The 21,522-nt window shown below is 71.9% G+C and carries 17 protein-coding genes; 10 read left to right on the top strand and 7 right to left on the bottom strand.

Translation table 11 applies throughout. From position 1 onward, the window contains the following. Positions 1-180: 180 nt before the first annotated feature. Positions 181-2,352, bottom strand: a complete 2,172-nt coding sequence (locus KIP79_RS48585; protein ID WP_214107646.1) for an AfsR/SARP family transcriptional regulator — start codon at positions 2,350-2,352, stop codon at positions 181-183. 321 nt (positions 2,353-2,673) lie between these two features. Here KIP79_RS48585 and KIP79_RS26595 point away from each other — a divergent pair, with 321 nt between their 5' ends. From KIP79_RS26595 to KIP79_RS26640, 10 genes are all read left to right on the top strand, one after another. Further along, positions 2,674-4,113, top strand: a complete 1,440-nt coding sequence (locus KIP79_RS26595) for an aspartate aminotransferase family protein (RefSeq protein ID WP_214107647.1) — start codon at positions 2,674-2,676, stop codon at positions 4,111-4,113. Further along, positions 4,095-5,114: an NAD-dependent epimerase/dehydratase family protein gene (locus tag KIP79_RS26600; protein WP_214107648.1), complete on the top strand. Its 1,020-nt coding sequence runs from the start codon at positions 4,095-4,097 to the stop codon at positions 5,112-5,114. The genes KIP79_RS26595 and KIP79_RS26600 overlap by 19 nt, the downstream gene beginning before the upstream one ends. A 17-nt stretch (positions 5,115-5,131) precedes the next feature. Further along, positions 5,132-6,088, top strand: a complete 957-nt coding sequence (locus KIP79_RS26605; protein ID WP_214107649.1) for a UbiA prenyltransferase family protein — start codon at positions 5,132-5,134, stop codon at positions 6,086-6,088. After that, positions 6,085-7,083: a glycosyltransferase family 2 protein gene (locus tag KIP79_RS26610; protein ID WP_250213872.1), complete on the top strand. Its 999-nt coding sequence runs from the start codon at positions 6,085-6,087 to the stop codon at positions 7,081-7,083. The genes KIP79_RS26605 and KIP79_RS26610 overlap by 4 nt, the downstream gene beginning before the upstream one ends. Next, positions 7,080-8,084 (top strand): glycosyltransferase family 2 protein, encoded by a 1,005-nt coding sequence (locus KIP79_RS26615; RefSeq protein WP_214107650.1) that lies wholly within the window; start codon positions 7,080-7,082, stop codon positions 8,082-8,084. Before KIP79_RS26610 ends, KIP79_RS26615 begins: the two co-directional genes overlap by 4 nt. Positions 8,085-8,209: 125 nt before the next feature. Further along, on the top strand, positions 8,210-9,154 hold the full coding sequence (locus KIP79_RS26620; RefSeq protein ID WP_214107651.1) for a lysylphosphatidylglycerol synthase domain-containing protein: 945 nt from the start codon (positions 8,210-8,212) through the stop codon (positions 9,152-9,154). Next, on the top strand, positions 9,151-10,128 hold the full coding sequence (locus KIP79_RS26625) for a class I SAM-dependent methyltransferase (protein WP_214107652.1): 978 nt from the start codon (positions 9,151-9,153) through the stop codon (positions 10,126-10,128). The genes KIP79_RS26620 and KIP79_RS26625 overlap by 4 nt, the downstream gene beginning before the upstream one ends. Further along, the gene (locus tag KIP79_RS26630; protein ID WP_214107653.1) at positions 10,125-11,363 is read left to right on the top strand and encodes an exonuclease/endonuclease/phosphatase family protein; all 1,239 of its coding nucleotides are present in this window, start codon (positions 10,125-10,127) and stop codon (positions 11,361-11,363) included. Before KIP79_RS26625 ends, KIP79_RS26630 begins: the two co-directional genes overlap by 4 nt. Positions 11,364-11,369: 6 nt before the next feature. Continuing rightward, positions 11,370-12,380, top strand: coding sequence for a glycosyltransferase family 2 protein (locus tag KIP79_RS26635; protein WP_214107654.1), 1,011 nt, complete (start codon positions 11,370-11,372; stop codon positions 12,378-12,380). A gap of 4 nt (positions 12,381-12,384) precedes the next feature. After that, positions 12,385-13,503: an endonuclease/exonuclease/phosphatase family protein gene (locus tag KIP79_RS26640; RefSeq protein ID WP_214107655.1), complete on the top strand. Its 1,119-nt coding sequence runs from the start codon at positions 12,385-12,387 to the stop codon at positions 13,501-13,503. Positions 13,504-13,510: 7 nt separating this feature from the next. Here KIP79_RS26640 and KIP79_RS26645 read toward each other — a convergent pair whose 3' ends face one another. The 6 genes from KIP79_RS26645 to KIP79_RS26670 all read right to left on the bottom strand — a co-directional run. Further along, entirely contained in the window at positions 13,511-14,656 is a 1,146-nt protein-coding gene (locus tag KIP79_RS26645; RefSeq protein ID WP_214107656.1) for a hypothetical protein, read from the bottom strand. Further along, positions 14,649-15,218, bottom strand: coding sequence for an RNA polymerase sigma factor (locus KIP79_RS26650; RefSeq protein ID WP_214107657.1), 570 nt, complete (start codon positions 15,216-15,218; stop codon positions 14,649-14,651). The genes KIP79_RS26645 and KIP79_RS26650 overlap by 8 nt, the downstream gene beginning before the upstream one ends. Positions 15,219-15,362: 144 nt before the next feature. Further along, positions 15,363-16,841 carry a ricin-type beta-trefoil lectin domain protein gene (locus tag KIP79_RS26655; RefSeq protein ID WP_214107658.1) on the bottom strand — a complete coding sequence of 493 codons (1,479 nt, stop codon included), beginning with the start codon at positions 16,839-16,841 and terminating at the stop codon, positions 15,363-15,365. Between the two features lie 118 nt (positions 16,842-16,959). Beyond that, on the bottom strand, positions 16,960-18,747 hold the full coding sequence (locus KIP79_RS26660; RefSeq protein ID WP_214107659.1) for a WD40 repeat domain-containing serine/threonine protein kinase: 1,788 nt from the start codon (positions 18,745-18,747) through the stop codon (positions 16,960-16,962). After that, positions 18,744-20,621 (bottom strand): serine/threonine-protein kinase, encoded by a 1,878-nt coding sequence (locus KIP79_RS26665; protein ID WP_214107660.1) that lies wholly within the window; start codon positions 20,619-20,621, stop codon positions 18,744-18,746. Before KIP79_RS26665 ends, KIP79_RS26660 begins: the two co-directional genes overlap by 4 nt. Positions 20,622-20,627: 6 nt before the next feature. Next, the coding region (locus KIP79_RS26670) for a TolB family protein (RefSeq protein WP_214107661.1) at positions 20,628-21,522 on the bottom strand (895 nt) is incomplete at its 5' end.

The raw sequence follows: 21,522 nt of genomic DNA on the forward strand, positions 1-21,522 counted from the left end.
TCTCTACGACTCTTCCGGGATATAGCACCCGGACCGTACAGGTACAGGTCAGGCCTAACCCGGCCCCATGAGATCGCCTCAGGGAGAGGGCCCGGGAGGTCGCCCGCCTGGTGCGTGCGCCCACTGAGCCGGAGCGGTTCCAGCAGGCGTACGTCATGGCCAGGAAGGCGTGGTGACCGGTCAGCTGTCGCGCGGAGCGATCGGGTGGGCGAGTTTGAGGGCCTGTTCGAAGTATGTGGTGGCGGGGGCGTAGCGGCCCTGGGTGAGGTGGGTTTGGGCCTGGGCGCAGAGGGTGGCCAGTTCGTGGAAGCGGGTTGTGGTGGTGCGGGCCCGTTCGCGGACGTGGTAGTGGAGGGGCGCGGTCAGGGCCAGGGCCTGGGTGGGCCAGTTGTGGCGGGTGGCGTGGATGGCCGTGGACAGGAGGTTGACGAGTTCGGCGTTGAGCCAGTCGAGGGCCTGGGTGCGGGGTGCCGGGTCCTGGTGGGGGGTGTGGGCGGTGGTGATGGCGCGGGTGGCGGTCTGGATGTAGTGGTCGAAGAGGCGGGTCAGCGCGGCGCGGCGGTCGTGGTCGGTGTCCTCGTCGGCGAGGGTGGCGGTGGCGTGGGCGCGGGGGAGGTCGTGGAAGCGGTAGCGGCCGGGGGTGGGCTCCTGGAGCAGATGGGCGTCCACGAGTTCGTCGAGCAGGCGGCCGGCGTGGTCGGGGGTGGTGCCGACCAGGGCGGCGGCCGCGTGGCGTTCGATGTCGGGGCCGGGGTGCAGGCCGAGCAGGCGGTACATGTCCTGCTGGCCGGGGGTGAGGTGCTGGTAGGACAGGTCGAGGGCGGCGGTGATGCTGAGCCGCCCGACTTCCAGCTCGCCCAGCCGGTTCTGGTGGTCGCGCATGCGGTCGGCGAGGTGGGCGGGCGTCCAGCCGGGGCGGACCCGCAGGCGGGCGGCGGCGATGCGGATGGCGAGCGGCAGGCGCCCGCAGAGTTCCACGATCTCGTCGAGCAGGTCCGGGGGCGCGTCGCTGACCCGCTGCTCGCCCGCCGTACGGGTGAACAGGGTGACGGCGTCGCGGCGCGGCATGACGTCCAGGGAGAGCGGGCGCACGTCCTCCAGGCCGGCCAGCCGGCGGCGGCTGGTGATCAGGATGAGGCAGTGGGGGGAGCCGGGGAGCAGCGGGCGGAGCTGGGCCTCCTCGGCCACGTTGTCCAGCAGGATGAGCATCCGCCGCCCGGCCAGCGCGGTCCGGTAGAGGGCGGCCCTGGCGTCCGGGCTGTGCGGGATGCGCTCGCCCGGCACGCCCAGGGAGCGGAGCATCTGGTCCAGTGCGTCGGCCGGGTCCACCGGTGAGCCGCCCCGGGTGAAGCCGCGCAGGTCGACGAAGAGCTGGCCGTCCGGGTAGCGCTCGGCCAACTGGTGGGCGGCGTGTACGGCCAGCGTGGTCTTGCCCACCCCGGCCATGCCGTCGATGGCGGCGATCACCGGCCCGCCGGGGTCGCCCGTACCGGCCAGGTCGTGCAGGAAGGCCAGTTCGGCGGCGCGGCCGGTGAAGCTGCCGATGTCGCGGGGGAGCTCCCGGGGGACCGCCTGCGGGAGCGGGGAGGGCGGGGCCAGGGCGGAGTGCCCGGCCAGGATCTGGTGGTGGAGCCGGCGCAGCGGCGGGCTGGGTTCCACGCCGAGCTCGTGGACCAGCCGGTGGCGCAGGTCCTGGTAGGCGCGCAGGGCCTCGGCCTGGCGTCCGGAGCGGTAGAGCGCGAGCATCCACTGGGCCTGGAGGCGTTCCCGCAGGGGCTGTTCCGCGACCAGCGCGCCCAGTTCGGCGAGCAGTTCGACGTGGCGGCCGAGGGTCAGCTGGGATTCGATCCAGGTCTCCTGGGCGGCCAGTTTCCGTTCCTCCAGGCGGATCACCTCGGTCTCCAGGCTGGGGTCGAGGGCGACGTCCTCGAAGGGGCGCCCGCGCCAGAGGCCGAGGGCGCCGCGCAGGCGTTCCGCGGCCACCACCGGCTGGCCCTCGGTGAGCGCGCGCTGCCCCTGGGCGGCCAGCTCCTCGAAGGTCAGCAGGTCCAGGTCGGCGGGGGTGAGGCGCAGTTCGTACCCGCCGGGGACGGTGGACAGCAGCGGTGGCTCCACCCTGCCCGCCAGGCCGAGGACCTGGCGGAGGGCGGAGACGTAGGTGCGGAGCGCGACGGCGGCGGTGCGCGGCGGGCGCTGCGGCCAGAGGGCGTCCACGATGTGGTCGACCCGGACGGGCCGGTTCACGTTGAGTAACAGGACGGCCAGCAGCACGCGCTGCTTGGCCGCACCAAGCCGGACCACACGGTGGCTGTCGGAGCGGACTTCAAGCGTGCCAAGTACTCGAAACCGCATGGACCGGCAATACCACACAATGTTCACTTAAAGGGATGTCTTGACTTATCGACGCACGCGGGTTATGCCGTTTTCTCGATACACCTCGCCTCGCTGACCTGCCCTTATCTCGAAATTTCATCGTTCGTGGTGAGATGTAATGGCAGTTTCGGGCCTATGGCCGTAAATGGCTTCTTGTATGAACCTGAGAGCCGGTTATCTCGGCATGTGAGAAAGTGTGGAAGTCTCATGTTAAGCCGCGCCTTTACCGGCGCTTGATGAGCTCGTTGCACTCTCGAAACCGGTCCGGACCGGAAGGACCGGCCAGAAGGGAGAGTGCGCATGCCTGGGCTGATCAGTATCGACGAGTGCGAGCAGCTCACCACCGAACACGTCCACGATCTCTACCGTAAGCACGTCAGCCGGAGCCAGGTCTCGCTGATGACCTCCTTCGGCTTCGGCCGGGAGCTGGTCGAGCGCGCCGAAGGGGCCTGGCTCTGGACCAGGAGCGGCCGCCGCATCCTCGACTTCACCGGGGGCGTCGGCGTGCTCAACCACGGCCACAACCACCCGCGCATCCTGGCGGCCCGCCGGCGATTCCAGGAACGGCAGCGGATGGAGGTGCACAAGACCTACTTCTCGCCGTACGTCGCCGCCCTCGGCCACAACCTGGCCCAGCTGCTGCCCGGCGACCTGAACATGTCCTTCTTCCCCAACTCGGGGGCGGAGGCCGTGGAGGGCGCGGTCAAGCTGGCCTACAAGTACCACCAGGGCCGGCGGCAGCGCGTGCTCCGCGCCGACATCGCCTTCCACGGCAAGCTGCTCGGCTCCGGCAGCCTGACCGGGGCCCGGCAGACCTTCCAGTTCCCGGGGATTCCCGGGGTCGGCGTCTTCCCGTACGGCGACCTGGACGGCGTACGGAAAGCGGTCGCCGCGGCCAGGAACGCCAAGGGCGGCTGCGACGTGTACGCCATCCTCATCGAACCCTTCAGCGCCTCCACTATGACCGCCTGCTCGGAGGAGTTCCTGCGCGGCCTGCGGGAGCTCTGCGACGCCCACGACATCGTGCTGATCTTCGACGAGATCTACACGGGGTGGGGCAAGACCGGCAGCCTCTTCTACTTCATGCGCTATCCGGGCCTGATCCCCGACATCGTCACCACCTCCAAGTCGTTCGGCGGCGGCAAGTCCTCCATCTCCGCCTACATCGCCAGGGAACCGGTCTTCCGCAAGGCGTACGACAACCTCACCGACTCGCTGATGCACAGCACCAGCACCACCTACTACGGCTTCGGCGAGGAGACCGCCACCGCCATCGAGGCCGTCAACATCGCGGTCGAGGACGACTACCCCCGGCGGGCCCGGGAGATCGAACGCATCCTCGCCCCCGGTCTGGACCGCGTCCGCAAGGCCAACCCGGGCACGGTGGCCGAGGTCAGAGGCTCGGGGGCGCTCTACGGCGTCTTCCTGGACGGCGGACCGAAGATCCTCGACCTGGCGGCCAAACTCGCCCCGGTCGGGCTGGCCCGCGACCCCAATTTCCGGATCAAGCTCATCACCTGCGCGGTCATCGACGCGCTCTACCGCGACCACGGCATCTACGCCTACTACACCCTGAACGGCGCCAACCCCCTGGTGGCCGCGCCCCCGCTGGTGGTGGAGCCGCAGGACGTGGAGTACTTCCTGGACAGCCTGGACCAGACCCTGGCCCAGGGCATGGTCCGGCTGCTGACCCGCTTCGTCCGGGAGAAGGTGACGCCGCGATGGCCGGCCGCATCGTAGTCACCGGCAGCGCGGGCATGCTGGGCGCGACCCTCGTCCAGCGGCTCGTCCAGACCGGCCAGGACGTGCTCGGCGTGGACCTGCGCCCCCGCGAGGGCCAGGGCGCGGCCGGGGACATTCGCGACACCCCCCGGATGGCCGAGCTGATGGCGGGCGCGTCGGCCGTGGTGCACACCGCCTCCGCCCTGCCCAGCTACCCCGAGCCGGAGATCCACGACGTCATCGTGAACGGCACCCGGAGCGTGCTCGACGCCGCCCGCCAGGCGGGCGTGCCCCGCGTGGTGCACATCTCCTCCACCGCCGTGTACGGCCTGCCCGAGCTGGTCCCCACCCCCGAGGACCACCTGCGGGAGCCGTACGACGCCTACGGCCGGGCCAAGACGGCGGCTGAGGAGATCGCGGAGAAGTTCCGGGCAGACGGTCTCTGCGTGCCGATCATCCGCCCCAAGACCTTCCTCGGACCCGGGCGGATGGGCCTGTTCGCGATGCTCTTCGAATGGGCCGAGCAGGGCCACGGCTTCCCCCTGCTGGGCAAGGGGGGCGCCCGCATCCAGATGCTGGCCATCGAGGACCTGGTCGCGGCGATCGAGTGCGTGCTGGCCGCGCCTGAATCGGTGGCGGGGGACACCTACAACATCGCCGCCGCCGAGTTCGGCACCCTCCGGGAGGACTTCCAGGCGGTGCTGGACGCGGCGGGACACGGCAAACGGCTGCGCTCGCTGCCGGCCAGGCCCGCCCTGGGCGTGCTGCGGCTGCTGGGCCGCACCGGCCTGTCCCCGGTGTACGACCGCCTGCTCTACAAGCTGCTCGCCGACTCCTACGTGAGCATCGACAAAGCCAGGGAACGGCTGGGCTTCCAGCCTCAGCTGTCCAATCGGGACGCCATCCTGGCCGCCTACGCCTGGTGGCGGGAGCACGCGGGGCCGCCCGCGCCCGGCGGCAGGACCAGCCGGGACGCCTGGAAGCAGGGCGCGCTCTCGTTCGCCAAGGTCTTCTTCTGAACCGGCCGGAGGTGCCCATGCGTGTCATCGAGCCCGTCCCGCCGGTGGCGGAGCGGAGCGGGACCTCCCCGCTCCGGGACCTGATCGCCCTGGTACGGCCCCTGCACGCGGCCAAGAGCGTGCTCCTGGTGCCGCTGGCCCTGCTGGACACCGGGCAGTGGACGCTGACCGCGCTCGGCCAGGTGGCCTGGGCGGTGGCCGGGTTCCTGCTGGCCGGGGCCTGCGTGTACATCGGCAACGATCTCCTCGACCGGGACCGGGACCGGCTGCACCCGGTCAAACGGCACCGGCCGATCGCCGCCGGAGGCGTCTCGGTCCGGGCCGCCTATCTGTACCGGGCGGGGCTGCTCGCGCTGCTGGCCGTGCTGGTCGCGGTGGGTCCCGGGCGGCCGTACTGGCCGCTGCTGGCCTACCTGGCGCTGAACGTGGCCTACAGCCGGGCGCTCAAACACGTGCCGCTGGTCGACGTGGGCACGGTCGCGCTCGGGTTCGCCCTGCGGGTGGTGCAGGGGTACGCGGCGATCGGGGAACCCATCTCCGGGTGGCTGGTGGTGACCGTCTTCTCGCTCTCGCTCCTGCTGGTCATCGGGAAACGCCGCCGGGAGCTGCTGGAGAGCGGGCCTGAGCACCGGCCGGCGCTGCGCGGCTACTCGGTGGAGCTGACCGGGCACCTGCTCCAGATCACCAGCGTGCTGGCCGCCGTGTCCGGGCTGATCTACCTGCGCAGCGAGGCGCCCCTGGGGCCGTACGGGCTGGCGGCCATGTTGCTCTCCACCCCGTTCGCGCTCTTCGCCCTCTTCCGGTACCTCCAGGTGGTGCTGGTGGACGGCGGCGGGGGCGATCCCGTACGGGGGGTGCTCCGGGACCGGGGGCTGGCCGTGACCGGTCTGGGCCTGGCCGTCGTGCTCGGGGTCACCCTCCTGCTGGCCAACCACCCGTCCCTGGCCGCGACCCTCCTGGGGGGAGCGAGATGACCCTGGTCTCGATCGTCATCCCGGCGCACAACGCCGCCAAGACCCTGCGCCTCTGCCTGGAGTCGGCGCTGGCCCAGACCCACCGGCCGGTCGAGGTGATCGTCGTGGACGACGCCAGCACCGACGACACCCGGGCGATCGCCGCCGCGTACCCGTGCACCGTCCTCGCCCAGCCGTACAACCAGGGCGTGTCGGCGGCGCGGAACGCGGGCGCGGCGGCGAGCACGGGCGAGGTCCTGTTCTTCCTGGACTCCGACGTGGGCCTGGCGCCGGACGCGGTGGCCGCCGCCGTGCGCCTGCTGGCCGCCGACCCGGGCCTGGGCTGCGTCTACGGCGTGTACGCCAAGGAGCCGCTGATCGACGACGGCCGCGTGGAGGTCTACCGCACCCTCCACCTGCACCACGCCCTCAGCCAGGGCGCCGGCCTGACCAGCACGGCGGTCTTCGCGCTGGCGGCGATGCCCCGGCAGGTGTTCCAGGAGGTCGGTCCCTTCGACGCCAAGCTCCGCAGCGCCGAGGACGACGAGTACAGCGAACGCCTGCTGGCCGCCCACCGCATCCGGCTCTCCGCCGAGGTGTCCGGGCGGCACGACGAGGCGGACCGGCTGCTGCCGCTGCTGGCCGAGCAGTACCGGCGGGCGCAGTTCCTCCGGTTCTCGGCGCGCAACCGCATGCGGCCGGGGGCGCTCAAGGTCAACCGCCTGGGCGGGGTGCTCGCCGCCGCGTTCACCCTGGCCACGCTCCCGGCGGCGCTGCTCTGGCCGCCCGCGCTCGCGCTGGGCGCGGCCGGGCTGGCCGCCTTCGCGGCGGCCGACTCGGCGCTGACCAGGTTCATGCTCAGGGAGCGGGGTCCCGGCTTCCTGCCCTACTTCATCGGCGTGCACTTCCTCGCCCACACGGCCCTGCTCTCGGGGGCCGCCGTCGGCTGGCTGCGCGCCACCTTCGACTCCTCGTTCGGGCCGACGCGCCGTCCGGAAAGCGTGGTGAACCGATGAATCCGCTGGTCTCCGTGATCATCCCCAACTACAACTACGGGTACGTGCTCGGGCAGTGCCTGGAGGCGGTCAAGGCGCAGACCTACGCGCCGCTGGAGATCATCCTGGTGGACGACTGCAGCACCGACGACTCGGTCGCCGTCGCCGAGGCACTGGGGGTGCCGGTGCTGCGCACCCCCCGCAACGGGGGCGTCTCCGTCGCGCGCAACCTCGGCGTCGAGCACGCCAGGGGCGAGATCCTGTTCTTCCTCGACTCCGATGTGGCCCTGGCCCCGGACGCGGTCGCCGAGGCGGTGACGATGCTCGCCTCCGACCCCCGGATCGGCGCGGTCTGCGGCAACTACGAGGCCGTCCCGCTCAACCGGGTCAGCCTGGTCCGGGAGTACCGCAACCTCTACCGGCACTACTGGTACCTGGTGGCCGAAGGCCCGATCAAGGGCTTCCTGCCGGTCGCCATCATCGCCATCCCCGCCCGCGTCTGGGCGGAGGTCGGGCCCTGGTCGGAGACGCTGCTCCAGTCCGAGGGCGCCGACATCGGCGAGCGGCTCACCGACCGGTACCAGGTGATCCTCACCTCGGCAGTGCGGGGCCGCCACGACGACGACGCGACCGCGCGGGTGGCGCTGCGCAAGGTGTTCACCCGCACCCGCCTGCACGTGCCGTTCTTCCTGCAACGCCGGTACGCGGCCGGGGTGGTCGGCTCGCCGGAGTCGGGGGCCAGCCTGTCCGCCGCGCTGTCGGCCGCCGCGCTGCCGCTGCCCCTGCTCACCGGCCTGGCCTGGACGTGGGCGGTGCCGCTGCTCTTCTTCCTGGCCTGGCTGGGCATCGACCGGCGCATGTACCGGTTCGTCTTCGCCAGCCGGGGCGTGGCCTTCGGCGTGTACTTCGTCGTCATGCACTACCTGGTCAACCTGACCATCGCCGCCGGGGCGGGCATCGGCATCCTCCAGTGGCTGACCTCCCGCTCCTTCCGCCGCCTCTACGTCAAGGCCCCCGCATGAACAAGCCTCGCCCAGGATCGGCCGACCGAAGCGCCGAGGCCCCCGGCATGGCCAGGCGCGGGGTCTTCGCTGCGCTTCGGCATCCTCCCGTGGCTGATCCCTTATCTGTAGAGCAAGGCCCCCGCATGACCAGACGCCGGATCTTCGCTGTGCTGAGGTGGGCCGCCGTCCTGTTCGTGCTCGGCTTCCTCGGCTACCAGCTCTGGCGGGTACGGCACGGCGTGGCCGACAGTCTCCGCCTGGTCGGCTGGTCCAACGCGCTGCTGGCGGCCGCGCTGGCTGCCGTCGGCGGGGTGCCCGGGTTCTTCGGCTGGCGGCTGCTGCTGGCCGGACTGGGCACCCGGCTTTCCCTTCCCGTGGCGGCCAGGGTGTTCTTCCTGGCCGGGATCACCCGCTACCTGCCAGGCGGTATCTGGCCGGCCGTTGCGCACGCCGCGCTGGCCCGCCCCCTTGGCGCACCGGCCGCCCGGCTGGCCGGGGCCTTCGTGGCCAGCCAGGGGCTCGGGGTGGTGGCCGGTCTCGCGGTAGGGCTGATCGCGCTGCCCTGGCTGGTGGCCGCCGACCCGCTCTGGTGGGCGCTGCTGCCGCTGCTGGGCGCCGCCGTGCTTCCGCTGGCCGCACCCGGGTTGCTCGGCCGCTTGCTCGGGGTGGCCCAGCGGATCCTGCGCCGAGGCGAGGGCTCCCCGGTCGCGCTGCCGGACCGGCGGACCCTGCTCGCGGTCACCGGGCTGATGACCCTTGGCTGGCTGATCAGCGGCGTGCACGTCTCCGTGCTCGTGGTCGCGCTAGGGGCCTCGCCCGCCGGGGCGCTCTCGGTGGGCATCGGGGGATTCGCACTGTCCACGGTGGCCGGGATCTTCACGCTGGTGATGCCGTCCGGGCTGGGGCCTCGGGAGGCCGTGCTTGGGCTCACCCTGGCCCCCCTGCTCACTGGGCCCGGCTTGATCACGCTGGTCGCCCTCAGCCGGGTGCTGATCACCGTGGCCGACCTGGTGTCGACCGCCGTCGTACTCGGGGTGCTGACCTGGACCCGTCGTTCCGTACCGCTGACCGAAGGAGCTTCGTCATGACCGTAACTCAGGGCCAGGTCCGGCATCTCGCCCAGCAGGTGCCCGCCGGGCCGGTGTCCGGCGCGCTGATGCGGGCGCTGGCCGCGCTGCCCTTCGCTGACCGGCCGTTCGCCTGGCTGGAGCGGCATCCGGCCGTACACGGTCTGGTGCTGTCGGCGTTCGGGCTGCGGCGGCCGATCTTCATCGACCACCCCGTCGACCCGCACCCCCGGTTCGGCCACGGCCGGCCCGGCCATGCCGAGATCACCGCGCTGGTGGAACGGAACCGCACCCGGTACGCCGACCGGCTGGCCAGGTTCGCCGCGCTGGCCCCCAGCCTGGCCGAGATCCCGCTCAGGGACCGCCCCAAGGGCACCACGCCGTACTGGGACAACGGCTGGCTGCCGCCACTGGACGCGCTCGGCCTGTACGGGCTGCTGGCCGAGACCCGCCCCCGCCGGTACGTGGAGATCGGCTCGGGCAACTCCACCAAGTTCGCCCGCCGGGCCATCCGCGACCACGCCCTGCCCACCCACATCACCTCCATCGACCCCGCGCCCCGCGCCCACGTCGACGGCCTCTGCGACGTGGTCGTCCGCAGCCCGCTGGAGCGCGCCGACCTGAGCGTCTTCGAAGGTCTCCAGGCGGGGGACATCGTGTTCCTGGACGGCTCCCACCGGGTGCTCATGGGCTCGGACGTGACCGTCTTCTTCTTCGAGGTGCTGCCCCTGCTGCCGCCCGGCGTGCTGGTGCACCTGCACGACATCATGCTGCCCGACGACTACCCGCCGGAATGGCGGTGGCGGCACTACTCCGAGCAGTACCTGCTGGCCGCCTTCCTGCTCGGCGACCCGGACCGGTACGACGTGGAGCTGCCCAACGCCTTCATCCACGCCGACCCCGCACTGAGCGCCGTGCTGCGTCCGCTGTGGGAGCGGCTCTCGGTCACCCACACCTACCGGCCCGCCTCGTTCTGGTTCCGGCTGGGGACATGACCGCCCGGGATGTGGCCGTTCGGCGCGCAGGCATGGTGCTGCGCTGGGCCGCGATCGGTCTGCCGGTGGCCTGGCTGGTCGTCGCCGTGGTCACCTGGCTGTTCACCGGCAGGTTCTGGTGGTGGGGCGGGGGAGCGCCCTTGGCGCTCTTCTTCCTCGTGCCGCTGCTGCTGGTGGCGGCCGTCCCGATGCTGCTGCTCGCCCGGTGGGTGCCCGCCCGCCGGGACCGGGCGCTGCTCAGCCTGGCGGTGGCGGCGCTGGCGCTCATCGTGGCCCGGCGGGTGCTCAGCGGGCGGAGCTGGCTCTGGGTGGTGCCCGATCTGGTGGTGCCGCCGGTGCTCTTCCTCGCGGTGCCGGTGGTGCTGCTGGCCGCCGTACCGCTGGCGCGTATGGGGCGGTGGTGGACGGCGGGGTGCGCGGCGGCGGCGCTGGCGCTCGGGGCGGGCCAGGCCGGGGTTGCCCTCCCGCGAACCGGGAGCCCGCCGCCTGCGGACGCGCTGCACGTGATCTCCTGGGACACCTACTGCTGGAACACGACGGACGACCCGGTCCGGTTCTTCCGGTACTTACGGAAATGGTCGGCCGACCTCTATCTGCTCCAGGAGCATTCGGGCTGCGGGCCCGGCGCGCCCACGCTCATTGATGACGACGGGGAGCTGCGGCGGGAGTTCCCCGGCTACCAGATCGCGGCGCTTGACGGGCTGCTCACCATCTCCCGGTTCCCCGTGGAGCGGCAGGTCGCGGTGGGGGCGCATGCCAACCCGTACGCGCCCAGTTGGCGGCACGCGGCTCTGCGGACCGACCTGCGGGTCGGCGGGCAACCGCTCTCGGTCTACAACGTGCACCTGTTCGACATGCTCTACCTCACCGCCAGCCCGCTCTCCCCGGCCTTCTACCAGGCCATCCGCGACCTGGACGGCGCGCGTGGCCGCCAGTTCGACGCGCTCGCCGCCGACCTGGACGGCAACCCGAACCCGGTCCTCGCCTCCGGCAACTTCAACGCGCTGCCCGGCATGGGCCAGCTGGACCGGCTGGACGGGCTCGACCCCGTCGACGGCCCCCTCTACCCGGCCACCCTCTCCTTCGGCGGGCTCCGCCTGTGGCGCATGGACTGGACCTTCACCTCGCCCGGCGTGGCCGTCCACCGGTACGAGCTGCGCTCCCCGGAGGGCATGTCCACCCACCACCTCCAAGACCTGCACATTTCGCTCAGATCCTCGGACACGAAGGTGTGATGCCCGATGGGCCCCCTGGTCACCGTCATCGTCCCGACCTACAACCACGCCCGCTTCCTCCCGCTGTGCCTGCAGGCCATCCAGGAGCAGAGCCACACGCCGCTGGAGGTCGTGGTGGTGGACGACTGCAGCACCGACGAGTCGGCCGCCATCGCGGAGGCCATGGGCGTACACGTGATCCGCACGCCCGGCAACAGCGGGCCCGCCGTCGCCCGCAACCTCGGTGCCGCCTGGGCCAGCGGCGAGATCCTGTTCTTCGTGGACTCCGACGTCGCCCTCGCCCCCGACGCGGTGGCCACCGGGGTGGCGCTGCTCGCCGCCGACCCTGAACTCGGCGCGGTCTGCGGCATCGAGGACCCCGACCCGCTCATCCGCTCCACCCGCACCGAGGACTACCGCGCCCACCAGCACCACTACTGGTCGATCGCCGCCGAGGGCGACGTCTCGTTCCTCTGGTCGGCCATTTTCGCCATCCGCGCCGACGTGTTCCGCGAAACCGGGCCCTTCAACCCCGCCCTCCGCTACACCGAGGAGGTGGACTACGGGCGGCGGCTCAGCGAGCGCTACCGGGTCCGCATCACCAGGGCCATCCACGGCCGCATGGGCCACGACCGCGAACTCACCGTCCTGCTGCGGAAGCTGTTCCACCGGGGACGTCTACGGGTGCCGCTCTACGCGCGCCGGCGCCGGTTCGCCCAGGGCTACGAGACGGCCTCCCGGGCCTGGGGGTCGCTGGCGGCGGTGCTGGTGCTCCTGACACTGCCCCTGCCGCTGGTTGCGGGCCCGCTCGCCGCCCTCGTCCCCGCGATCTTCCTGGCCGCCTGGGTGGCCGGTGACGCGGGCATGTTCCGTTTCGTATTCTCCAGAAAGTGCCCGCTCTTCGGGGCGTTCTTCGTCGCCGTGCACTATCTGGTAAGCCTCGTGATCATCGCGGGAGTCGCCGCCGGAGCCGTCCAGTGGCTGACCTCCGGCCAGTTCCGCGATCTTTATGAAGCGCCCCTGCCCGTGAGGAGCTGACCGAGTGGAGAACGCGGCGCCGCCCGTCGAGAACCCGGCCCCGGTCTCGGTCCGCTCACCGCAGGCAAGACAACGACGGTGGCCCGGCCGCCTGCTACTGATCGCCTGCGCGACCTGGCTGACCTTCGTGGCCCTGCACCGCCTGCTCACCGGCCGCTTCTGGCTCTGGCTCCTGCCCGACCTGGTGCCACCGATCTTCTATGTGGCCGCGCCGCTGCTCCTGTTCGCCCTCACACCCCTGGCCGGGCGGTTACGCCGCCGCTGCGCGCTTCTTCTGACGGCGTCCCTGCTCCTCGGCATCGGCCACAGCGGCCTCAACCTGCCCGGCGACCCGGGGACACCGCCGCCCGGAGCATTGAGGGTGTTCTCCTGGAACACCCTCTACTGGCACCAGGACGACGACCCCGACCGCTTCTACCGCTTCCTCAAGGACCAGCGAGCCGACATCTACCTGCTCCAGGAGTACCTGGGCTGGGTCGACGACCAGCCCCGCCAGATGAACGACCTGACCCGCCTCCGCCGGGAGTTCCCCGGCTACCACCTGGCCGTGGCGGGTGAACAGCTCACCCTGTCCCGCTTCCCGATCATCGCCACCCCACCTGTGGGCCTGGCGGCCGCCCTGACCCCCGGTTCCCCGTGGCGGACCACGTTCGATCTGGCCAAGACCCTCCGTACCGACCTTCGGGTCGGGTCATCGGTGCTCTCGGTCTACAACGTGCACATTCCCGCGCAGGCCGTACTGAACGAGAATCCGTTCCTCGCCTCGTTCTACACCGAACTACGCGACCGGAGCTCCCGGCGGGACGCGCAGTACCAGGGCCTCAGAGCCGATCTCGACCGCAACCGCAACCCCGTCCTGGTCAGCGGCGACTTCAACACCACCGCCGCCATGGGCGAACTCACCTGGCTTTCCGACCACCTCACCAGCGCCAACGAGGTCAACTCCTCGCTGTACCCGACCTCCTGGTACGCCGGAATCCTCCCGCTGTGGCAGCTCGACTGGACCTTCACTCGCTCGATCAAGATCCACGCCTACGACCTGCTCGACCCCGTGGGCCTGTCCGACCACCGCGCCCAATCCCTGCTCATCCAGCCGGTTCCGGAAATATCCGGAACCGGCTGACGGGTGATCAGCTCAGTCGCGGAGCCTCGTCCGTGAAGCCGATCTGGTCGTACGTGGTGGTGGACACGAGCTTCACCGGCGCGCCGGAGGCGGTCTGCTCGGTGCTGGTCGACTGCTCGGCGAGCGGCAGGCCGGTCTCCGGGTCGATCGTGAGGTGGATTTCGAGGCCGATTTCGGCGGCCTCGGCCCTGCGGTAGACCAGCCCTTGGCCGGATTGGCCGGACGGGGTGGTGACCGTTCCGGTGGCCGTGATGCCCGGCAGCGTGGACAGCAGCTGGTAGGTGGCGGAGCGGACCTGCGGGCTGGTGGGCACGTGGCCGATGATCTCGAAGCAGGCGGCGGTCACCCGGGCGTCCATCTCCGCGTTCAGGTCGATGGTCGGCCACTTCTTGGCGAACCCGGTGATCCGCTCTTCCAGGTAGGCGCGGAGCGGTTCGGCGGCGGTCGGCAGGGAGTCCAGCTCGGCCTGGGTGAGCGGCATCTTCACCAGGAACGGGCGCGTGCCGCGGCCGGTGCGCCGGTTGACCTCCCGCGGACCGGGTTGGTCCTCGACGCGCATGCCGGGGAAGACCTGGCCGTTGTCCTCGTGGCCCGGCCACACCCACGGCCGGGGCGACCCGGCGGCGCGCCAGGCCGCCTCGTCGGCGGGGGTGGCCGGGACCGCGCCCAGGTACTGGCTGATCGACCAGCTCTGCTTGCCGGGCACCTGGCTGAGCCACTCCTCACTGGCGAAACGCTGCTCGATGACGTACTGGTTGGTCGGGTCGAGCAGCTGCGTGCCGGTGGTGACGCGGCGCGCCCAGTACGTTCCCGAGGACGGCGACTTGGCGGCCGAGGCGGCGGCGGCCAGCAGAATGCGCTGGGCCGACGGCTCCTCGGTCGGTGCGGTGACCCCGGGCACCAAGCCGGGCGCGCGTGGCGCCCCGCCGGAAGCGATCACGACCGTGGTGGCGGCGGCCCCCGCGAGCACCAGGGCGGTCGTCGACCACAGGGCCGCGCGCAGCGCGGGGCGGGCGGCGCGCCGGGCCTTCGGCAGAGGCCGCACCGGGGGTTCCGCCACCAGGGCGAGCAGCCGGTCCCGGCCGGCGGCGGTCACCTCGGCGGACGGACGGGGGGCGCCGAGCAGGTCGCGTACGGCGGTCAGGTCATCCATTGGACTCCTCCAAGGGGTTGCTGCCGCCGAGCGCGGCACGGACTTTCCTGCGGGCGCGGTTGAGCCGGGACCCCACGGTCCCGGCGGGGATGTCCAGCGCGCGAGCGGTCTCCTCATGGGTGAGACCGGCCAGCGCGACCAGCAGCAGAGCGTCCCGGTCCCCATCGGAAAGCTCGGCGAGTGCCGCCGCGAGCCGGCCCTGCACGCCCGCCGCGTCCACCCGCGTCGCCACCCGATCCTCGTGGCCGTTCTCGGCCTCACCGTCCGCCGGAAGCCGGAGCAGGGCCCGCAGCCGCCGCGTCTCACTCCGCCGGTGGTCCGACACCAGCCGGGTGGCGATGCCGTACAGCCAGGGGCGGACCTCGCCTCGGGCGGGGTCGAAGGAGTGACGCTTGCGATAGGCGGTCAGAAAGGTGTCAGCGGCGACCTCGTCGGCGACCTGGCGGCCCAGCCGGGCGGCCACGTACCCGTAGATCTCGGCGAAGTGCCGGTCGTAGAGCGCCGCGAATCCGTCCGGATCCAGCTTCGTTAGTGGATCGCCCACGTCGGAGAGTGCTGTCATGCGGTGTCCCATCTGTTGGGTTACACCCTGTACTCCGTCGAAGGGCAGATTCGTCTTCACGGGATTGACTGATGGCGCTCCCGGCCGAGCGATGTTGCCGGGCCGGGAGCGTTGGGGACGACAGTGGAAACCTTCAAAGGCCGGTCAGCCGCGGCGCCACTTCTGGTTGGCGCCGCCGTTGCACTGCCAGAGTTGGAGGGGGGTGCCGGTGCCGCCGAAGCCGGTGACGTCCACGCACTTGTTGGCCTGGGGGTTGACCAGGTCGCCTGCGCCGGACAGGACGAACTGCTGGGCGGGGTTGCCGCTGCAGTGGGCGAGTTGGATGGCTGCGCCGTTGGCGGTGGAGCCCCAGGCTACGTCCATGCAGAGGCCGAAGGCGCGGATGGTGCCGTCGCCGGGGAAGGTCCAGTTCTGGGCGTTGGTGTTGTTGCAGTTCCAGATCTGGAGGCGCTGGCCGTCGGCGCCGTTGGAGTTGGGGACGTCGATGCACTTGTCCTGCCAGCCGATGATGCGGCTGACGTTGCCGCCGCCGGTGGTGGTCAGGCTCAGGCCGTACGCGCCGAGGATCTCATTTACCGGCTGGTAGAACGTGGTGCCGCCGGTGGAGCAGTTGCCTGAGCCGCCGGAGGTGACGCCCTGGGCCTGGTTGCCGCTGATCCAGGCGCCGCCGGAGTCGCCGCCCTCGGCGCAGGCGGTGGTCTGGGTGAGGCCGTACACCAGGGAGCCGGAGTAGTTGACGGTGACGTTCTTGGCCTGGATGACGCCGCAGCGCCAGCCGGTGGTACGGCCGGATCGGCAGATGGAGGAGCCGGTGGCGGCCTCGGTGGAACCGGTCACCGAGACGTTGCCGCCGCTGTAGTTGTTCACCCACGGGCGCGGGGTCCAGTTGCTGTTGGTGCGCACCCAGGCGTAGTCGTTGCCTGGGAAGGAGGAACCGGCGAAGGTGCCCTGGGCCACGTTGTTGTAGCCGAGGGTGGGGTTGCCGGCACGGCCGCAGTGCCCGGCGGTGACGAAGCCGCCGTTGTTGACGGCGAAGCCGACCGAGCAGAGCGTGTTGCCGTTGATGACGTACTGGTCGCCGCCGCGGATGTCGTACAGGATCTTGGCGGGCTGGGCGGTGATGACGCGGACGGCGGCGGGGTCGACGGCGCCGGACTGGATGAATCGGTCGGCGGCGGCGCGGTCGGTGGCGCCGACCACGACGGTGTTGGTGGCCGCGTCCACGTACCAGTGGTGGACGTCCGTGCCGGGGGCGGTGCGGTCGAGGGTGGACTTGAGGGCGGTCAGCTGCTTCTCGCTGCGGGTGACGAGGGCCGGGGTGGCCCCGGCGGCGCGGACCAGGGCCGCGTCGGCGTCGTTGAGGACGCCCACGGTCAGGCGTCCCTCGGCGGGGGTGTACCAGGCGCCGGCGAACCGGTCGCCGAGGCGGGTGCGGATCTGGCCTTCCACGACGGCGGCCGCAGCCTCGTGGGCTTGGCGGATCCGGGCCTCGGTCGGGGTCAGGCCGAGGTCGCGCTGGAGTGCCTGGTCGGGGCTGGGGCTGGGTGCGGCGGCGGCGGGTAAGGCGGGCAGGGCGAACGCCACGGCGAGTAACGCCGCGCTGGTCAGGACGGTTAATCTCACGGCAGGGTCCTTGATCGCTCGGGGGGTGGACGGTGCGTGAGAGCGCTCTCAGTAAAGAAACTTTTCATTTAGCGCGAGCGAAGTCAATACGCCCTGTCAGGGAATGTGACAGATTGGTTCAGCCGTGCCGTCCCCAGTGCAGCAGCCACCAGGTGTCCTTGTCGCCGGATATTTCGGCGAACGGGCGGACGGATCGGCCGCGGAGGTCGACGATCGTGACCGTCCAGGGCTGCGGGGTGGTGTTGTAGACGAGCAGGTGGTCCTCGTTGAACCAGCCCCACGTGTGCGCTCCGGTGGGCAGCGGGAACGTGGCCCTGGTCGCGCCGGTGGCGGCGTCCACCACGCAGACGGAGGTGGCGGGGCGGGCGCAGAGTGCCGCCAGCAGGCGGCCGGAAGGGGAGAAGTCGACGTCGGAGGCGTCGGCGTGGCGCAGGTCGGTCAAGGTACGCCGGACGGTGCCGTCCGGGGCGTACACGCGCAGGCCGTCCGGGGCGGCCGACAGGACCGACCCGTCGGGGGTCCACTGGAAGTCGCCGAGGTCCTTGGTGTCGTCGAGGGTGGTGACGGTCGTCGCGCGGGTGTCCACCTCGACCACCGCGAAGCCTCTGACCTGGTTGTTCTCGCTCTCGTAGAGGGTGAGCAGCACCCGCTCGCCGTCGCGGGACCAGGCCGGCGTGCGGACCAGCAGCGGGAGGTCCACGGTCGGGATGGTGTGCTTCGCGCCGCTTGCCCGGTCGGTGATCTGGAGTACGTTGCCGTCCCCGACCGAGCCCGGATTGCGGTAGACGGCGGCGATCGTCGTACCGTCCGGGGAGACCACCGGATCGCGGAAGTCCGCCTGCCGCTCGAAGGTGTCGGTCCCCGGCACCCGGATGTACGTGGGCACCCGCAACTGCGTCTCCCGCACCAGGAACGTCGTCAGCTTGACGGGGTCGCTCGCATGCTCGTGGAAGACGGCCCGCAACGCCGGGACCTCGACTGCCCGGGTGTCCTGGGCGGGCGGGCCGGACAACCGCAACTCGACCGGCGGAGGCGGCCGGGTCAGCAACACGACGGTGGTGGCGGTGATCGCCACAGCCCCGAGGGCCACGGCCACCGCCGCCCGCCGGCGCCGCCGTCGTGGCGGCTCGGCCGGTTGGGCGGCCTCCGACCCGAGCAGCCGGAGCAGCACGTCACCGGCCCGGGGCCGCGCCGCCGGATCCTTGTTCAGGCACGCGGCCACCAGCTCCCGGAGATCCCCGTCCAGATCCCCCAGATCGGGTTCCCCGCGAAGAATGCGGTTCAACACGGCCGGTACGGCATCCGCCCCGAACGCCGGATACCCCGACGCCGCGAACACCATCGTCGACCCCCAGGCGAACATGTCCGCCGCGGGCCCGGGCGGCGTCTCGCGCAGTTGCTCCGGCGCCATGTAGGCGGGTGTCCCCAGCGGCCCCTCGGAGGTCGCCTCCGCGTTCACCACCCGGGCGATCCCGAAGTCGATCACCCGCGGCCCGTCCCGGCTGAGCAGCACGTTGGCCGGTTTGAAGTCCCGGTGCACCACCCCCGCCTGGTGGATGGCGGCCAGCGCGGTCACCGTCCCGGCCGCCAGCCGCCGCAACTCGGCCCCGCGCAGGGGGCCTCGCTCCCGGACCGCCTCCAGCAGGGTCGGCCCCGCCACGTACTCGCTGACGATGTACGGCACCCCGTCGGCCGTACCCGACTCCAGGACCTGCGCGGTGCAGAAGGACGCCACGTCCGGCAGCACCTCGGCTTCGCGCAGGAAGCGGGTGACCGAGCCCTCGTCGGCCACCGCGTGCAGCACCTTGACCGCCACCTGGCGGCCGGACTCGCTCTCGGCCAGGTACACGACGCCCTGCCCGCCGGCGCCCAGCCGGCGGATGACGGTGTACGACCCGATCCTCATTTCCTGGTGAAGAACAGCTGGGTGAACCCGTCCGGGGAGTTGTTCAGTTCGGCCAGCACGCGGACGGGCTTGCCGGTCAGGTCGATGACCTCCACCGTGTAGACGCCCCCGTCCTGGTGGCCGATGATCAGGTGGGTCTCGTCGTACCAGCCGATCAGCCCGCCCTTCCTGCCGGGCACCGTGCCGCGCCGTTCACCGGTGGCCGCGTCCCAGAGGCAGGCGGCCAAGGTCTCCTCGCAGCCGCTGGTCATCAGGGTGCGGCCGGAGGGGGAGTACCAGTCCCAGCCGGTCACCTTGCCCACCCAGTGCATCGACCAGGTGAGCCGGCCGGACAGGTCGCGGAGGCTGAGGCCGTACCGCTCCTCGGGGGTGATGTACAACGAGGCCACGCCCTTGCCGTCGGGTGTCCAGCCGACGGCCGGCATGGACGCCAGGCGCATCTCCTCCGGCAGCGCCAGGAACTGGGCGATGTCCTCGGGGTTGGCGGTCTCCACCACGGTGGCCTTGCGGGCGACCGGGTCGACGGTCATGAAGCCGAGCGGGTACGTCCGCTGCGCGGTCTCGCTGTGCCAGAGGGTGAGCAGCAGGGTGCGGCCGTCGGGGGACCAGAGCGGGTAGTGCGCGGTGACCGGGGAGTTCACGGTCGGCACGCTGAAGGTGGCGCCGCTGGTCCTGTCGGTGAAGACCACGTCCAGGCGGTCCCGTTCGGCCAGGTAGAACTCGTTGAGGGTGGCCAGCCACCGCCCGTCCGGGGAGGCGACCGCCACGTCGTGGTCCTTGCCCGCCCGCGTGTACGTGGCGCCGTTCAGGACGTACGGGATGGTCTGACCGTCGGCCTGGGTCAGCCGGTAGGAGCTGAGCCGGAGGGGATCGTCCGGATGCTGGTACAGGGTGCCGCCGGAGTCCGGGAGCGCGACCTCCGTCAGCCCCGTGGTCGGCACCACCGAGGAGGTGGCCACCGGGGCGGCGGCGGGGCTGCTCGGCGCGGCGGTGGCCGCCGCGGGTGCGGTCGGCGGCGGCGTGAGCAGGTAGCCGCCCGCCCCCGCCACCAGGGCCAGCCCTATTCCGGCCGCCACCAGCAGGCCCACGCGGGAGCGGCGTTTCGGCGGCGGTGACGGCGTCGGGGCGGTGGGCTCGGGCAGCGCGGTGTCCAGCGTGCCGGAGTGGCCCAGCAGCCGGAGCAGGGCCTCCTCCGCGGTCGGCCGCTCGGCCGGGTCGGGGGCCAGGCAGTCGGCCACCAGGTCGCGGAGCGGCCCGGTCAGCGAGCCGAGGTCGGCGGCGCCGTAGGAGAGCCGCCGATCGTGCTCGGCGTCGAAGGGCGCCGTCCCGGTGGCGGCGAAGACCATCATGGCGGCCCAGGCGAACACGTCCGCGGCGGGGCCCTCTTCCTCCTCCGGCCGCCGCCAGACGTCCTCGTCGAACGCGGTGACCGGCCGGGTCCGGTCGGGGTTGAGCAGCCGGGGGCCGTCCGGGCCGAGCACCACCTTGGCGGGCCGTACCCGGCCGTGGTGCAGGTTGGCGCGGTGCAGCGCGGCGAGCGCGGTGGCGGTGGCGATGGCCAGCCGGTGCAGCGCGGTCCCGGCGAGCGGGCCGCGCTCGGCCACCTCCTCCGCCAGGGTCGGGCCCGCCACGTACTCGCTGACCACGTAGTCGCGGCCGACGTCCAGGATGTGCGCGGTGCCGACGGCGGCGGTCTCCCAGATCCGGGCCACCGCGTCCCGGGCGCGGCTGTCCAGCGGCTTGGCCAGCCGCCGCAGCGTGACCCGCTCGCCGGTGGGCGACTCGGCCAGGTAGACCCCGGGCAGCCGGCCGAGTAGCGGGTACGGCCCGAGGCGCTCCGGATCCTGGGGTTCCAGAGGGAGGACGGGGGGCATCGCGGGTCAGCTCCTGGTGTAGTACAGCAGCAGATCGTCGGTGTCGTCCTTGGCCGCGATCTCGGCCAGGACGCGCTGGGGGCGGCCGCGGAGGTCCATGGCCACGATCTTGTGGGTCTTCTCGCGCGGGTCGGCGACGATCAGGTGCGCGTCGTCGTACCAGCCGTAGAGCAGGGCGTTCTGGTAGAAGACGGCGACGGAGGCTTGGCGGACCCCGGTGGCGGTGTCCCACGCGCAGAAACTTCCGCCGCTGGGGCAGAACGTCACGAACCGCTGTCCGGACGGGGAGTACATGCGGCGGCCGTAGGTCTCGCCGACCCAGTGCAGCAGTTTCTGCCCGGACCCGTCCAGGCCGCGTACGCGCAGCCCGTGGCGCTTCCCGGCGCGGTAGCCGATCACCACGCCGGACCCGTCGGGCAGCCAGGCGTAGTGGCCCTCGCCCTCGGTGGTCTCGTCGTCGGTGTCCACATGGGTGGTCTTCCTGGCGACCGGATCCACCAGCAGGAAGCCGCTCGGCGTCTCGTCCTTGGTCACCGCGGTCAGCAGCAGCTGTTTCCCGTCCCGGGACCAGGTCGGGCGCAGGACGCCGCCGTAGGGGGTCAGGTCCACCGCGTAATCGCCGACCACCAGCGCCGCCGGGGTGAACAGCGCCAGGGTCCGGCCGTCGGGGGAGAGCGCGGGTTCGGCGTTCTTGATCGATAACTTGGTGAACTCGGCGCCGTCCCGGACGTAGGTGTCCGCGCCGACCCGGTAGGCGGTGAGCCTGGTCGGGTCGGCGGGGTTCTCCAGCAGCGTCATGTCCAGCCCGGGCACCTCGACCCGGGAGGTCGGCGGCGCGGGGGGCGGCGGCTCCGCCGAGGCGGCGACCGTGCTCACCCCCGCCGCCGTGGCCGTGCTCGCC

It is taken from the genome of Acrocarpospora catenulata, assembly GCF_018476525.1.
Classification (GTDB): Bacteria; Actinomycetota; Actinomycetes; order Streptosporangiales; family Streptosporangiaceae; genus Acrocarpospora; species Acrocarpospora catenulata.